Source organism: Vibrio sp. 3-2(1) (assembly GCF_963887575.1).
Lineage (GTDB): Bacteria > Pseudomonadota > Gammaproteobacteria > Enterobacterales > Vibrionaceae > Vibrio > Vibrio anguillarum.
This window is the reverse complement of the sequence record NZ_CAWPGB010000011.1, coordinates 201,052-216,269: the sequence shown is the minus strand read 5'-3', so window position 1 is coordinate 216,269 and position 15,218 is coordinate 201,052. Positions and strand designations below refer to the sequence as shown.

The window sequence follows — 15,218 nt, the reverse complement described above, 5'->3', positions numbered from 1 at the left end:
CCTTAAGGATAGAGCAATGCGTTTAGACGTTGCGCTTCAGCCAAGCTTTTAAGGCCTAACCCACCGACGAGAGCGTGGCCATCGATGGTGATGATCTGCTTATTTATCCCAGCCGGAGTTGCTACTAATGTCGGTATGGATTGCAAAATGGCGTCTGCTCCTCCGAGTTTTTCATAACTGCGGCCACTGACTAAAATCACGTCCGGTTGCATCTCAATTATCGCTTCCATCGACAGTGGTTTATAAGACGTCACTTGTTCAGCGGCGGGGTTAACCGCGCCAGCCAACTCAATAATGCTGTTTGGTGTGGTGTCACTGCCAGCCACGTTGGCTGCCCTTCCTTTGTGGATAAGGAGAAATAGCACTTTTTTCGATGTCTTGTGGGTAGATTGATGATGGGTTAACGCCGCTATTGTGCTTTGAACTTGCTGTTTGAGCGCTTTAGCTTGAGGCTTTGCATCAGCGAGCTTCGCGATTTGGTCAATGCGTGCCAACAACCCATGTGGTGTGGATTCATCGTTCACCACCTCGACGTTAACGCCAGCGCCTTTAAGCTGTTGCAATGTGCTTTCTGGCCCCATTTCACTAGAACCAATCAATTGTGTTGGTGCTAAGGCTAATAATCCTTCTGCGGATAATTGGCGATGATAACCGATTTTTGGGAGAGCAAGATCGTTTGGAATTTCACTGGTGACATCGACCGCAACAAGTTTATTTTGTGCGCCTAACGCAACGAGGATTTCGGTCACCGCGCTGCCCGCACTGATGATCCGTTCTTGCGCGCAGAGCCAAGGTGAGAAGATGAAGAGCGTTATGGCAACAAGCCAATGAGAAAGAGATTTGTGTGTCATCGTGTTGTACTCATGAAAATCATACGGTTTTTAAAAGCGCGTATGAATAGGCTATTGGGGATGGTCGGTTAATAACTGAGTGGCAGCGATGCCATTGTCTTGCAAGAACGCCAGCAATTTAACCAACTGCTGCACTTCGGCGGTTTTGTCTGCGCCAATCACGATCGGGCGATCACTCGCTTTGCTTTGCTCTAACAACGCCAATGTGAAATTATTCCAATCGATATACTGTTTGCCATCGATAGCCCAGTAAGGTTCGTGCGCCAGAAGATTCACTGTGATTGACTGCTTGTTCACTTCACTCACGGTGGGTGAGTCGGTTGTTGGCAGTGAAACGTCTAATGACTCAAATTTAACCGCGGCTGTAAGCAGTAAAAACACCATGACAATAAAAATGATATCCAACAATGGCGTTAAATCTGGCATTAATGCGGATGAGTGAGAGTGCGGCGTTTTAATCATGATGCATTAACCACATCATTATCAGAGACGTCTTCATACTTAGCTACACGCTCTTGTTTGGTGGTGCAATCATGCTGTAAAGAAACACCTTCGAGCCATAAGTTGACATAATTTAGTGTGTGCTCAAGTTTTGCCATCACTCTGTCAGCCCATACGCCAAGCAATTGAGCGCCGGTAATTGCGGGAAGCGCGATCAGCAAACCTGCAGCCGTGGTTCGCATCGCAATGCCGAGGCCATCCGCAAGGTCGTTTGGCGTAATATTGCCAGAAGAGAGCGCCACCCCCTTGAACATTTCAATTAAACCTAACACAGTGCCAAGTAAGCCTAGCAGTGGGCTGATCACACCAATCAAAGATAAAATACGCAGTCCGGAATGCAGTTGATGACGCTTTTCTTGCAACCAAATGCCCGCCGCATCTTCACGTAATCCTTTAGAGAAATCGTGATGAGCAAGTAGCATGGCAACCCCTTTATAAAGCAATGGGCGCTTGCTGGAAAATTCACTGGCTAACGCCTCAATTTGCGCTGTATTGGTCGGTGATATTTGGTTGAGCGCACTACCGATCGCACCTTTTCCAACACCAAGGCTAAGCAGTACTTGGAAAAGCCGTTCAGTAATGATCATTGTCGCAAGTGCTGAGCAGACAAAAAGAGGCCAGGCCATCAGGCCAAGTTGTTGTTCTAGTTGAGTAAGTAGTTCCATTATCCTTCCAATTTAAAACGTACTGGGATTTGCACTCGGTGGGCTATTTTTTCGCCGTCTACCACTTGAGGAGAGAATTTCCATTGTTTGATGGCATTAAGAGCTGATTCATCCAGCAGCGCCGCGCCCGACGAAGAGAGCAGCACCTGTTTGATTTGGCGGCCGTTTTCGTCTAACCACACCTCATACATAGCGACCCCTTCAATTCCTCGTTTTTGTGCAAGTCTTGGATAAACAGGAGGGGCTGGGCGAGTAACAAAAGACGGCGCATCGACTAATTTCGGTTGATTAGTTGCGCCGCTGCTGCTTGGGGCGGCGGCGGTTTTCGGTGTCGATTCAGCGCTATTTTCATTCTCTACAGAGGATGTCACAGCTTCCTTTGCAGGAGTTTGCACTTGTGCTGATTTTGTCGGTATTTTAGGAGCCGGTTTGTCTTTTACCGGTTTTGACAGGCTCTTTTTCTGCACCACTTTTTGCGGCGCTTTTTTTGCTGCTTTGGGCTTGTTGGCTCTCTTTTCTGGAGGTGGGTTTTTTGTTGCTTGCTCTTGTAATACCTGAGCTTGAGGTTGAGCCACAAAGTTAATCGACACTGAGGTGGATTGATTTCCCGCAGGCATGGCAAACACTTTTGATTCGTCGTCAACAAACAAAATCGCCGCGTGAATTGCGAGAGATAGGCTGCCAGCGACAAGATATCTAGTGAAATTCACGTGGTACTCCATATAAAAACAAAGCGTTCAGAGAGAGGATTATCGCCCATTAATTAAATAAGATCAATTATCAATTGCATTATCATTTGCATCAAATTATGATTTTATGAATTTGAAAAGCTGGGTTAGAAACGCCTTGTTAGCACAGGGTTTTCTATCAACCACAATTAATCATAAACAATCTGAATTAATTCACCTTTGCCATAACTTTACTTACTGGATCGGGTTTTTAGTGGCGATTAATGTGATGTACTGAGCCAGCGTAAGGCGATTTAAAGCGAAGAACGAACTGGAAATGAATATGGATTTACTTGAACAGAAAGTGGCCTCTTTATTAGAGCAACAACCGACCTTATTGCCGGCAGCGATGGCGCAAGAGTTGAATGTGACTGAATTTGAAGTGGTGCAGGCATTGCCTGAAGAGATGGTTGCGATTGTTGATGGGGCTCAAGCTCAATCGCTGTTGGAATCACTAGCGGATTGGGGAATGGTCACAACGATTGTCCACTCTTTTGGCTCTATATTTGAAGTGAAAGCGCCTTTTCCAAAAGGGAAGTTGGCTCGTGGCTATTATAACTTGATGGGTAAAGAGGGCGAGTTACACGGTCATTTAAAGCTGGAATCTATCCAACACGTAGCTTTAGTCAGCAAGCCTTTTATGGGACGTGAAAGTCATTACTTTGGTTTCTTTAGTGAGCAAGGCGATAACATTTTTAAAATTTATCTAGGCCGAGATGAAAAGCGCGAACTGATTGCAGAGCAAGTCGCACGTTTTAAAGCACTACAACAAGACGTTCATTCCAACCAATAATATTGATATAACGATAAGCCCTGAACGCAATGCGAAAGGGTCGAGGAGAAAGTCATGGATCAGCAGATCAAACAAGAGCGATTACAAGGACGATTGGAACCTGAAATCCAAGAGTTTCGTCAAGAACGCCGTACATTGCAATTGGCTACAGTGGACGCGGAAGGCCGTCCGAATGTGAGTTACGCGCCATTTGTACAAAACCAAGAAGGTTACTTTGTGCTGATTTCGCACATCGCTCGTCATGCGCGTAACTTGGAGGTGAACCCGCACGTCTCCTTGATGATGATTGCAGACGAAGGCTCATCAAAACAGATTTTTGCGCGTCAACGGCTGACGTTTGACGCCGTTGCGAGTGTCGTACCACGTGAAACGGCATTATGGCAGCAAGTCATTGGCCAAATGCAAGCTCGTTTTGGCGAGATCATTGACGGCTTAAGCCAGCTACAAGACTTTGCTTTATTCCAATTGAAAGTAGAAAAAGGTCTTTATGTGAAAGGCTTTGGCCAGGCGTATCAAGTGTCTGGTGATGACATGGTTGATTTTGTGCACCTTGATGAAGGACATAAGAAAATTTCCAACGCGTAATCTTAATCGCTCAAGATACATTGGACATTGGAAGAAAAGGCTAGTTATCTAGCCTTTTTTATTGAAGAGTTCATGGATATTGAAGAGTTCATGGAACAACAAAGCCAGCATAACGCTGGCTTTATGAATAATGGTTTAATCGCTAAAACTCATATTTAGCGGTAATAGCATAGTTACGCTCAGCTTGAGAGTAGTCGTTATCTAAGCTTGTTTTACCGCGGATATCATTCCAACGGTAGTACTCTTTGTCGGTTAAGTTAAATATGCCCGCAGTAATAGTGACATCTTGCATTGGTTTAAAGTAAGCGGTGATATCGACAATGGTCGCACTCGGCAGTTCCACTTGGTTTTCTGTACCGCTATTAAGTTGGTCACGGTTGATATTACCGGCTGACTTCGCAGCAGTATAATTCAACTTCAGGCTAGTACCCCAAGTGGTACTTTCATCATCATAATTTAGTGCTGCGACAACATTCCATGGGTTTACGCTGTTCAATGGACGTCCGTTACCATCTTCACCTTTGCTATAACTTGCCGCTAGGCGTGTTGACATACCATTCGGGGCTCCAATTAATTGATCCAATTTTAATTGATTTGATAATTCAATCCCTTTGATCGTCGCTTCACTTAAGTTGACATAGGAGTAGTGGGTTATTCCGTTCACTTTCTTAGTTGTAACTCGTTCAATGAAATCATCATAGTCGCTATAAAATGCAGAAATTTCAGTTGCCGAGACGTTTGTATTGTGACGATAACCCAATTCATAGGCCAAGCTTGTTTCTGACTTAAGGTATGGGTTTGGATCGTTCACATAACGGTGAGCAATGTTGTCATACGTGTAGTACAGCTCAGTAAAGTTAGGGGCACGGAAGCCTTGGCTGACTTGAGCAAATACCGAATGTTGATTATTGATGCGGTACAGTGCGCCAAGACGGCTGGTGAGTGCTGAATCGTCAAATTTAACGAGAGGTTCTGTGGTGTTACCACCGGGATCGGTGCTAAATGAATCATAACGAAGGCCTGGTGTGACAATCAAATTACCGCTCAAAAGGGTGATCTCATCTTGAACAAAGAGGCCAATTTTTTGGTCTGTAGCATCCGGTGTATAAACCAAAACTTGATTTGGCGTTGCAGGATCCGAGTTGAGTTCTGTATTGGTATTTGAAATATCGCTACTGGCAAAACTTAAACCATAAATAAAGTTATGTTCGGTTTGACCTAAGGTAACTAACTTATCCAGTTGCGTTTCTAATTCAATTTTATCTTCATTATAGAAGTAATCTTTGGTTTGTTGGTTGTCCGCATTGGCTGGAGTGTAAGGAGGCCTTCCTGACGATGCTGGCTGAAAACGGTGCGTTAAGCCGTTATCTTCTTTGCTTTGCCAAGATGCTCGGCTAGTGATGGTGTCTGCGATGGCAGAGTCAGCTAGCCAAATGTGTTTGATGCCAAGGCGATACTGTTTCGTTGTATCTTGACCATGATAGTTTTTGTAACTGGAATGAGCGATATCAGAATCTGTTTTGTTATGCAGTGCTTCACCAAAGAACTCCAAACGGTGAGCATCGCTCAGTTGATATTGGAGCTTAAGTAGCAAGTCATTTTTTGCACTATCTTGACTCTCTATCGAATAATCTTCTTTACGATCTGCAAAATTTTGTTGCTCTTGTCCATCACGGCGAGTATAGGCGACCAAGGTCTCTAAATTGCCACTTCTATTTGCAATGGCAATATGTTCACTGAAAGATTTATCTTCTGAAGAGTAGGAAAGCTTTGCTTGTCCGCCTGTGGTTGCGTCTCCTTTTAGGAAATCACGAGGATCTTTGGTGTCAAAAGCGACGACACCACCAATGGCATCACTGCCGTGAAGGCTTGACGCCGCACCTTTGATGACTTCAACACTCTTTACCATATCGGGATCGATACTGATAGCGCTCGAATTGACAAAAGAGTAAGGACCTCCGTCGAATGCTTGTCCTTGTGTGACTCCATCAACCATGATTTTGATTCGATTACCTTCTACGCCGCGAATATTGATGGTCTGTACACCTTGGCGAGATGAGCTATTGGTTGAAACTCCAGGGGTATATTCAAGGATAGCTGCGACATCTTTTGCCATATTGGCTTCAATGTCTTTGCTCGAAATGACAGCAACAGAAGCGGCGGTATTTTCGATGGTTTGAGAAGTTCGCGTTGCCGAAACAACAACCTCATCGAATCGAGAAACTTCTTCTGCGAGAGCAGCAGGGGAAAGCGCTAGCAATATGGAGGCTGATAGTAGTGTTTTAGTGTACATCTGAGTTATTACCTTATTCATCAATAACAGATTTAAGCTGTGCGCAATGATATTGGATCTAAATGGTAATTACTATCATTTGTATTTGTGTGTTGATGTGAAATATAAACAGAATTAGGAGTGTATGTTTTAAATATCAGTCATTTAATATGTAAAACACTTGCTTTACTTAATTTTGCGATGACTAAATTTGTGACTTTAATCACTTTCTGCTAGTTCAAACCTAGCCAAGCTGCACCACGGATGCCGCTGCTGTCACCATATTTCGCTTGGGTAAACACAATCTGTGCACTATCAGAAAAAACGTAGTTCGCTGTTGCCCGAGGTAGATCAACATACAGCGATGCTACGTTTGATAATCCTCCGCCAAGCACTATCACATCAGGATCCAACACATTAACGATGCAAGCAAAGCTGCGCGCCATTTGATCAATCAATTGTTGGTAAAGCTTTGTTGCTTGTGGGTCTTGCTGCTGGTGGCGAGTGATTATTTCGGCTGCACTCCACTCTTGTTGACCAATCAACTGAGCACTCTTTGTTAAGCCAGAACCGGAGATAAAGAGTTCAATACAGTTATCGCGTCCGCAATAACAGTGGCGAGTAGGCCCATCACGTTCACTGGTAAAACTTGGCAGCGGATTGTGCCCCCACTCACCGCATACGGCGTTCGCACCGACCAATACCTGGTTGTTGATCACAATACCGCCACCGCAACCTGTGCCCAAAATCGCGCCAAAGACTACGTTGCCATCTTTGGCGGCTCCATCGACCGCTTCAGACAGCGCAAAGCAATTGGCATCATTGGCAATCACAACATTGCGTTGTAGGCGAGCGCACAGATCGGCTTTTAAATCTCGACCATTTAAAAAAGTGCAATTGGCATTTTTGATAAGCCCTGTCGCTGGGCTGATGGCTCCGGGAAGTCCAATCCCGATTTGGCAGTGAGTTTGCGTTTCGCTTTCGGCCATTGCAACCAGCTGGCATAAGGTACTTAGAAAAAGCTCGTATTCATGTGGGGTAGGGGTTCGGTGTTTAAAGAGGGTGTTTCCTGATTTATCCAGTACGCAAATTTCAATTTTGGTGCCACCAATGTCGAAACCTATCAGCATGATTTTTCCTTATTTTGGATGTTGAGTGTGAGTCCTGACTATGGAATATAGTCTAATAATCAACGTGTTTTGTCTTTGAACCGAACAAGATAACGTGAAGCGGTGAGATTTTTTCTTTTGATTGCTGAAAATTGTTATATTATAACATTTCTCAGCAAGTGATCTTTTTATTGAAAAGGGGAGTATCTATCCCCATAGTTATGTCATCAATGGGTCAATTCGAATGCAAATCAATTCAGCATTGCAACAAGCAATTATTCAAGTGAGTGTAGATATGGCGGAAGTACGAGCCAGAGTGGATTTCAAAGTCGGTCTAAAAAGCAATATTGACGCCGAAATACTCTCTTTTAGAGGACTGAAAACAGACAAAGAACATGTTGCGGTCATTTTTAAATCCGCTGACGTTACTCAGGAAACTCCTTTAGTCCGTATGCATTCAGAGTGTTTAACGGGCGATGTTTTTCACTCATCACGCTGTGATTGTGGTGAACAATTAGAAGAAACCATTAATAAAATGGGCGAAGTTGGCGGCATTATCCTCTATTTGCGTCAAGAAGGTCGAGGTATTGGTCTGTACAACAAAATTGATGCCTATCGCTTACAAAGTGCGGGTATGAATACCTATGAAGCCAACAATCATCTTGGCTTTGGTGACGACTTGCGTGATTTCACTGAAGCGGCGCAGATGTTGAAAGCGTTAAATGTGACCAAGATTCGTTTAGTCACTAATAACCCTAAAAAAAGTCGTGAGCTAAAGGAGCATGGTATTGAAATTGTCGAGGTCGTGAATACCGCAGCACATATTAAGTCGGGTAATGAAAATTACCTCAAGGCCAAAGTTTCCCATGGCAAACACAACTTAAAACTATAATTCAGACTTATAGATGACAGCCAAAAACCTCACTTCGGTGAGGTTTTTGGCGTTTTTACCTTGCAAAAAAATGGATAATTTGTATTATCGGCGACTAAAAGTGCAAATGATAATAATTAGCACTACCATAAGATAACGCTCAAATCGCCTCAACAAGGATGCTCCCATGAAAGTTAACACGCTTCTTATTCAGTCAATTGCGGCCTCACTTGCCATCGCAAGTAGTGCGTCATTTGCGGCTACCGTCACTAAGGAGCAGGTGGTCGAACATTATGCCAATATTGCCCATGCCGTGTTTGCTGATTCGCTGACGACCGCTCAATCATTAGAAAAATCAATCGATCAGTTCTTGATGACTCCCTCGGCGGCTAAATTGGAAGAGGTGAAACAAGCGTGGTTAGCATCGCGAGTGCCTTACCAGCAGTCCGAAGTCTTCCGTTTTGGCAATGCCGTTGTTGACGATTGGGAAGGGCAACTCAATGCTTGGCCTCTTGATGAAGGGCTGATTGACTACGTCGCTACTGATTACCAATATGAACTGGGCAATGAAGGCGCCAGCGCTAACATCATTGCCAACCAAACGTTGAAAATTGGTGCGACAACGATTGATGTCTCCACTATCACACCAGAGCTGATTGCCAGCTTAAACGAAATCGGTGGCTCTGAAGCTAACGTCGCTTCAGGTTATCATGCCATTGAGTTCCTACTGTGGGGCCAAGATTTAAATGGCACCAATGCGGGAGCCGGTGCTCGTGCTTACACGGATTTTGTCGTGGGTAGCGAATGCACCAATAACCATTGTGATCGCCGTGCTCAATACTTAAAAGCGGCTGCTCAACTGCTCGTGCAAGATTTGGCATGGATGGAAAAGCAGTGGTCTGCGGATGAAAAAGCCAATTACCGTCATGAATTGCTTGCGGAATCAGCAGACAATGGTTTGCGTAAGATGTTATTTGGTATGGGGTCTTTATCACTGGGCGAATTAGCGGGCGAGCGTATGAAAGTGGCGCTAGAAGCAAACTCGACTGAAGATGAGCACGATTGTTTCTCGGATAATACTCATAACTCTCATTACTATAATGAACAAGGTATTTACAACCTTTATACGGGTTCTTACCAGCGTCAAGACGGAAAGGTACTAACAGGCCCAAGCCTGAATGATTTAGTGGCACAAAAGGATGCACAAGCAGCCAAAGAGATTCAAAAGCAGTTTGACAGTGCGCGCGCTGAAGTCGGTAAATTAGTCACGTCGGCTGAAAAAGATAATCAGCATTTCGATCAATTGATCGCGGCTAACAATCCTCAAGGCAACGCGATAGTCAATGGAGCCATTATGGCTTTAGTGGCTCAAACCGCTTCGATAGAACGTACCGCTTCAGTGATTGGGATTGATAACCTTAATCCAGATACTGCAGACCACGAATTCTAATAATAAGATGAAAGATCCAAGGGCTCAGATGAGCCCTTTTCCACGTTTACACTGAATAAAGATGTTGAGAAAAGCCCAATGAGATCGTTTTTTACCGTCGCGCTCCTAACCTTGCTTGCCAACCCCGTTTATGCCGATGAGGTGAAATCGGGTGGCAAAACCAGTACAACCAAAGCAGGGCCGAATGCTTACTCGCTTCCTGCGGCCAATTTGCCCATGAGTAAACGGCTCGATTTTAGCGTGGGAAACAGTTTCTTTCGTAACCCTTGGGTGCCAGCGCCATCATCCACTGATGCAAGAGATGGTTTAGGGCCGCTTTTTAACACCAATGGTTGCCAAAATTGTCACATCAAAGATGGTCGCGGCCATCCGCCAGAAAAAAATGACACACATGCCGTTTCGATGTTGGTTCGCCTGAGTATTCCAGCGGTGACGGATGAACAAAAAGCGATCTACGCTAAAGAAGGGGGGATCCCAGAGCCCGTCTATGGTGGACAGTTACAAGATTTCGCTTTGCCCGATCAAAAAGCAGAAGGACAGATCCAAATCGCTTATCAAGAGGTTGCGGTTGCTTTTATGGATGGCCACCAAGTGATGTTACGCAAACCTAATTTAAAAATTACTGAACTTGGTTATGGTGATATGCATCCTGATACCCAGTTTTCGGCGCGTGTCGCCCCGCCAATGATTGGCCTTGGCCTACTTGAAAGCATTGCTGATGCCAGCTTATTAGCAATGGCAGACCCTGAAGATAGTGATGGCGATGGTATCTCTGGCAAAGTGAACCGTGTTTGGGATGTAGAAAAAAAAGATTTTGCCATCGGGCGTTTTGGTTGGAAAGCCGGGCAGCCTAGTTTAATGCAACAGAATGCCGCGGCGTTTAACGGCGATTTAGGATTGACCAGCCGTTTATTCCCAAAAGAAAACTGCACCGAGAAGCAAATACTCTGTCAAACCTTACCTAACGGCGGCGATCCTGAGGTTAGTGACAACATTCTTGATTTTGTCGAATTCTATTCTCAGCATTTAGCCGTTCCAGTGCGTCGCAATGTCGACGATCCACAAGTGAAGCTGGGTCAATCATTGTTCAAACAAGTTGGCTGTGAGAGTTGCCACCGTACTAACCTCAAAACGGTAAAAAGAACGGATCGCCCAGCCTTGTCAGAGCAAGAAATCCATCCTTACAGTGATTTACTACTGCACGATATGGGCGAAGGGTTAGCCGATAATCGTCCAGAAGCCTTAGCCAATGGGCAAGAGTGGCGTACCCCGCCTTTGTGGGGGATCAGCTATACGCAAGAGGTGAGCGGGCATACTTATTTTTTACATGATGGCCGAGCACGTAATCTCATGGAAGCGGTACTTTGGCATGGTGGTGAGGCGCAAGGCGCCAAAGAGAAAGTACGTCAATTCAATGCCAGCGAACGCAACGCGTTGATCGCTTTTCTTAATTCTTTATAGGGTGCGAGCATGAAATTTCCTCTGTTATTTTCGATAGCGGTTACTAGCGTACTTTCGGCTTGTCAACCCACGCCGAAATCAGCGCTTGAGCCGCAAAAAAACAATCATGTTAGCCAAGGTGTTTATGAGGTTGAATTTGCTGCGGCGCAGCGTTTTGCTCAACAATCGCACCAGCTTGCTCAATTATTTGATCAGCAATGTCAGCTGGGCGATATCGCATTGCCCTTGCTGAAAGAACAGTGGCAGCAAACTATTGGGGCGTGGATGTTTTTACAAGGGCAAGAGAGAGGGCCAGCTAAAGCACTCGAGCAAAGTTGGAACGTACAATTTTGGCCAGATAAAAAAGACACTACCGGGCGAAAAATGAGCCTGTTAGCGAGCAGTGGCAAGCACTGGAGTGAGGAGCAGATTGCAAACCAGAGTGTCACAGTGCAGGGGATTGGCGCATTGGAATGGTTACTCTACGATGCTCAATCGCCGCTTCTGAAAAACCAGCAAGTAGAAACTGGTTGTATGATTGGACAAGCGATCAGCGCGAATTTGGCGACGAAATCTCATTTGATTGCTGAGCAATGGCAACAGAATCCATGGTTGATGCTGGATCTGAGCGCTTGGCAAGCCGAATACATTGCGCTGCTCTCCAATCAGCTTGATTACAGCATGAAAAAACTGAGCCGCCCCTTAGCCAATATCGGCCAGCCACGCCCTTATTTTTCAGAATCGTGGCGCGCCAAAGTCTCTTTGAATAACCTGCAAAAGAATGTGCAAGCGATGCAAGCACTCTATTTAGCAAAAGACGGTTTAGATCAGATGTTGCGGGAAAGAGATCAAGTCGCCATGGCCGAACGCGTAAAAGCACATTTATCCTTGATGTTGGAAACGTGGCCACAAACGGCCAGCTTATTTGATTTATTGCAAACGAAAACAGGCTACCGCGAGGTGCTTGCGCTCTATAACAAGTTCGAACAACTCAATTATTTACTGCATGATGAAGTCGCGGTAGAGCTAGGTGTAGTGATAGGATTTAATGCAACCGATGGTGACTGATCTAACAAGGCGTACGCTACTGAAAGCGGCGTTATTGAGCGCATCAGCGCCCCTGCTGCCGCTGGGGTGCGCTACTACGCGCCGTGGCCCACAACCCGCTTTGATTGGTTGCGCTATTCATAAAGGCTCGCAGTTTCGCGCCGTTGTAGCCGACGCTCAAGGCCAAGCGATTCACCAATTACCTTTGCCTGCAAGGGGACATGGTGTTGCTATCCATCCTACCTTGACGCATGCGGTCGCTTTTGCCCGTCGTCCCGGCGAGTTTTTGATGGTGTTTAACTATCAAAATGGAGAACTCATCAAATTGCAACTGGCGCAACCCACGCGACATTTTTATGGGCACGGCGTTTACTCAAATGATGGTGCGTGGCTTTATGCAACCGAAGGCGAGAAAGCGACAAGTCGCGGCATTATTGGTGTGTATGATGTGCAGCACAGTTACCAAAAAGTGGCTGAGTTCAGTGGTTTTGGTATTGGCCCTCACGAAGTCATTGTGATGCCAGATGGCAGGCTCGCGATTGGGGTGGGTGGGGTGCATACCTTCGGCCGCGAGCCACTCAACGTAGAGAGCATGATGCCAAGCTTGACCTACCTTTCTCATCAAGGAGAAGTGCTTGAGCAACGGATATTGAACGACCACCACTTGAGCATCCGCCATCTTGCTCATGATGGTGCAGATACTGTGCTGTGTGGCCAACAATACCGAGGTCAGCCGGAAGAGTATCCACCTTTGGTAGCGCTACATCACCAAGGTGGCGAACTCATTCCGCTCTTGGCAGAGCCTGAACAATGGGCAAGATTCAACCATTACATTGCCAGTATTGCGGCGACCGACCAATGGATTTTAGCGACTTCTCCACGAGGTAACTGTTACGGTATTTGGTCAAAAGAGACACTGCAACTGGTTGAGTTGGCCTCTTTGCCGGATGCTTCTGGCGTGGTAGTACAAGATCAGCAGTTCCAAGTCAGTTCAGGAGCTGGCTTGGTCGTTAATTCACCCTATCCTCAACCTGAAATGCGCATGCGTAGTAATGTCCAATGGGACAATCACTGGTCTGCCATTGATTACTCTCGCCAAAAAAGCTGAGTAAGCGAACTAAATTTGTTTAATGATGATTCTCATTGCATGAGAGTTTATGAATATATTGTTGATATCGACAACAACGTTTAGCAGATAGCCGTTTCTTTTGCCATACTGAAACGTGAATCAGCGTTGTTGGATAGATCGGAATGAGTAAAAGCATCCTATTTGCTTTATTATTGATTTTTAGTAGCTTTTCTCTTTACTCTGCCGAGAAGGTACAGCCTTTTGCTGCCTCGCAAGAGAATGCCTCGTTGCAATCTTTTATCCAATATCCGCATTTAGTCGAACGAATTTACCAAGAGAATGAGAATCGACGCATTTGGCAAGATGAGCAGATTGTTCGTCAATTTGAACATCAATTGGAAGTGATTCGCCGAGCGGGGTTTAGCCCTTTATTTTCACGCCAGTTAGCGCAAATGAAAGCGTACCGGAATCAGCAAGCGTTCAACGAATACGATCTGCTGGCGACCGATACTTTACTTTTGTATTTGAGTTATGCCGAGCAAGCTCCCAAAGTCGGTATGGCTTGGTTCTTTGAACGTAAGCTCAACTCTGCGATTGCTCCACCAAGCCAAGAAGCCTTGTTCGCTCTTCATGTTGCGGTGGAAGTTAACAGTATCGGCGATCTGCTCAATGGTTATGCGCCCAACAACGCGGCTTATGATCAACTGCTACATGCCTATGATTTTCTGCTCAGTACTGAAAATGCAGCGCTCTCGTTGTACAGCCAAAAAGGGTTAAAAAAACCTGGCGATAAGCTCTCACAACGTAGTGTGCTTATTGCCCGCTTATCATTAGTTAATATCGATGTTAGCACAGTGCGTGACGACGTAACTTGGTATGACAACAGCTTGGTCAAACCTGTGAAAGAGTTTCAAGCGATGCACGGTTTAAAAGCTGATGGCATGATTGGCCCCGAGACCTTAAAGTGGTTAAATTTGTCTTTGCAGGCACGCCTGTCTATGTTGGCATTAAATGCAGAGCGAACTCGTTTGTGGCCAGAATCAAAAGAGACACAGATCGTAGTCAACGTTCCCAGTTTTGATATGCGCTACTGGTATTTAGGTAAAGAAGTCTTTCAGTCTAAAGTGGTGGTGGGCCGAGTTTCACGCAAAACGCCACTCATGAGCACCAAATTAGATTCTTTGATCCTAAACCCGACGTGGAATGTGCCACACAAAATCATGGTTGAAGATATTCTGCCGATGGTAAAAAAAGATCAAAACTATTTGCGTCAACACAATATTGATATTGTTTCGAGCTGGCGTTCGAACGATCAAATTGACCCAAGCAACATCAACTGGTCTGCGGTGAATCCGGCCTCTTTTCCCTACCGAATGCGTCAGCAAGCCGGGCAAGATAATGCATTAGGTCTGTATAAATTTAATACGCCCAATCGCAGAGCGATTTACCTACATGATACGCCGAGTAAATACCTATTCAATAATACGTCGCGAGCCTTTAGTTCGGGTTGCATTCGAGTACAAAATGCCGATAAGTTTGCTTCGATGATATTAGAAACCCAAGGTATTAATGGTGATAAATTAACGGGTAAAGAAGGGCCTGCGAATGGCACGATCCCCTTAAAGCAGCGCATCCCCGTACACATCATCTATCAAACCGTTTGGTATGAAGGTGGGGAACTGCACTACCGAGATGATATCTATCGTTATGATGCATTCAGTACCAGTAATGGGTGAATGGATACTGCTAAAACAGTGGTCACCTAAGTAAGCAGGGATGCGTCTCTCAATTTACCAAAAAATGACTTAATAAAGATCTCTTTTATGTTCAAAGAGTA

The 15,218-nt window shown here is 45.2% G+C and carries 14 protein-coding genes; 8 read left to right on the top strand and 6 right to left on the bottom strand.

Going from position 1 to position 15,218, the window contains the following annotated elements:
* Nucleotides 1-2 precede the first annotated feature (2 nt).
* From AACQ79_RS03630 to AACQ79_RS03615, 4 genes are read right to left on the bottom strand one after another with little or no spacing between them, the layout of a single operon-like run.
* Nucleotides 3-851: a heme/hemin ABC transporter substrate-binding protein gene (locus AACQ79_RS03630; protein WP_170898454.1), complete on the bottom strand. Its 849-nt coding sequence runs from the start codon at nt 849-851 to the stop codon at nt 3-5.
* A 51-nt stretch (nt 852-902) separates the two neighbouring features.
* Nucleotides 903-1,313: an ExbD/TolR family protein gene (locus tag AACQ79_RS03625; RefSeq protein WP_013856733.1), complete on the bottom strand. Its 411-nt coding sequence runs from the start codon at nt 1,311-1,313 to the stop codon at nt 903-905.
* Nucleotides 1,310-2,017, bottom strand: a complete 708-nt coding sequence (locus tag AACQ79_RS03620; RefSeq protein ID WP_013856734.1) for a MotA/TolQ/ExbB proton channel family protein — start codon at nt 2,015-2,017, stop codon at nt 1,310-1,312. Before AACQ79_RS03620 ends, AACQ79_RS03625 begins: the two co-directional genes overlap by 4 nt.
* Nucleotides 2,017-2,727 (bottom strand): TonB family protein, encoded by a 711-nt coding sequence (locus AACQ79_RS03615; RefSeq protein ID WP_170898452.1) that lies wholly within the window; start codon nt 2,725-2,727, stop codon nt 2,017-2,019. The genes AACQ79_RS03620 and AACQ79_RS03615 overlap by 1 nt, the downstream gene beginning before the upstream one ends.
* 301 nt (nt 2,728-3,028) lie before the next feature.
* Here AACQ79_RS03615 and hutX point away from each other — a divergent pair, with 301 nt between their 5' ends.
* Nucleotides 3,029-3,538 (top strand): heme utilization cystosolic carrier protein HutX, encoded by a 510-nt coding sequence (gene hutX / locus AACQ79_RS03610; protein WP_170898450.1) that lies wholly within the window; start codon nt 3,029-3,031, stop codon nt 3,536-3,538.
* A gap of 54 nt (nt 3,539-3,592) precedes the next feature.
* On the top strand, nt 3,593-4,123 hold the full coding sequence (gene hutZ / locus AACQ79_RS03605; RefSeq protein WP_017044790.1) for a heme utilization protein HutZ: 531 nt from the start codon (nt 3,593-3,595) through the stop codon (nt 4,121-4,123).
* A gap of 142 nt (nt 4,124-4,265) precedes the next feature.
* Here the strand turns inward: hutZ and AACQ79_RS03600 are convergent, their stop codons facing one another.
* Together AACQ79_RS03600 and AACQ79_RS03595 are read right to left on the bottom strand one after the other, a co-directional pair.
* A complete protein-coding gene (locus AACQ79_RS03600; RefSeq protein ID WP_170898448.1) occupies nt 4,266-6,416 on the bottom strand; it encodes a TonB-dependent hemoglobin/transferrin/lactoferrin family receptor in 2,151 nt (716 codons plus the stop codon).
* Between the two features lie 212 nt (nt 6,417-6,628).
* A complete protein-coding gene (locus AACQ79_RS03595) occupies nt 6,629-7,525 on the bottom strand; it encodes an ROK family protein (protein ID WP_170898445.1) in 897 nt (298 codons plus the stop codon).
* A 223-nt stretch (nt 7,526-7,748) separates the two neighbouring features.
* Between AACQ79_RS03595 and AACQ79_RS03590 the strand changes: the two genes are divergently transcribed.
* The 6 genes from AACQ79_RS03590 to AACQ79_RS03565 all read left to right on the top strand — a co-directional run bounded on the left by AACQ79_RS03590 (nt 7,749) and on the right by AACQ79_RS03565 (nt 15,117).
* The gene (locus AACQ79_RS03590; RefSeq protein WP_013856740.1) at nt 7,749-8,396 is read left to right on the top strand and encodes a GTP cyclohydrolase II; all 648 of its coding nucleotides are present in this window, start codon (nt 7,749-7,751) and stop codon (nt 8,394-8,396) included.
* A 166-nt stretch (nt 8,397-8,562) separates the two neighbouring features.
* Nucleotides 8,563-9,825, top strand: a complete 1,263-nt coding sequence (locus AACQ79_RS03585) for an imelysin family protein (RefSeq protein ID WP_047691824.1) — start codon at nt 8,563-8,565, stop codon at nt 9,823-9,825.
* Between the two features lie 78 nt (nt 9,826-9,903).
* Nucleotides 9,904-11,286, top strand: coding sequence for a di-heme oxidoreductase family protein (locus tag AACQ79_RS03580; RefSeq protein WP_170898443.1), 1,383 nt, complete (start codon nt 9,904-9,906; stop codon nt 11,284-11,286).
* 9 nt (nt 11,287-11,295) lie between these two features.
* Nucleotides 11,296-12,333 carry an imelysin family protein gene (locus AACQ79_RS03575; RefSeq protein WP_019280958.1) on the top strand — a complete coding sequence of 346 codons (1,038 nt, stop codon included), beginning with the start codon at nt 11,296-11,298 and terminating at the stop codon, nt 12,331-12,333.
* The gene (locus AACQ79_RS03570) at nt 12,323-13,420 is read left to right on the top strand and encodes a DUF1513 domain-containing protein (RefSeq protein ID WP_170898441.1); all 1,098 of its coding nucleotides are present in this window, start codon (nt 12,323-12,325) and stop codon (nt 13,418-13,420) included. Before AACQ79_RS03575 ends, AACQ79_RS03570 begins: the two co-directional genes overlap by 11 nt.
* 143 nt (nt 13,421-13,563) lie before the next feature.
* A complete protein-coding gene (locus AACQ79_RS03565; RefSeq protein WP_170898439.1) occupies nt 13,564-15,117 on the top strand; it encodes a L,D-transpeptidase family protein in 1,554 nt (517 codons plus the stop codon).
* Nucleotides 15,118-15,218 lie beyond the last annotated feature (101 nt).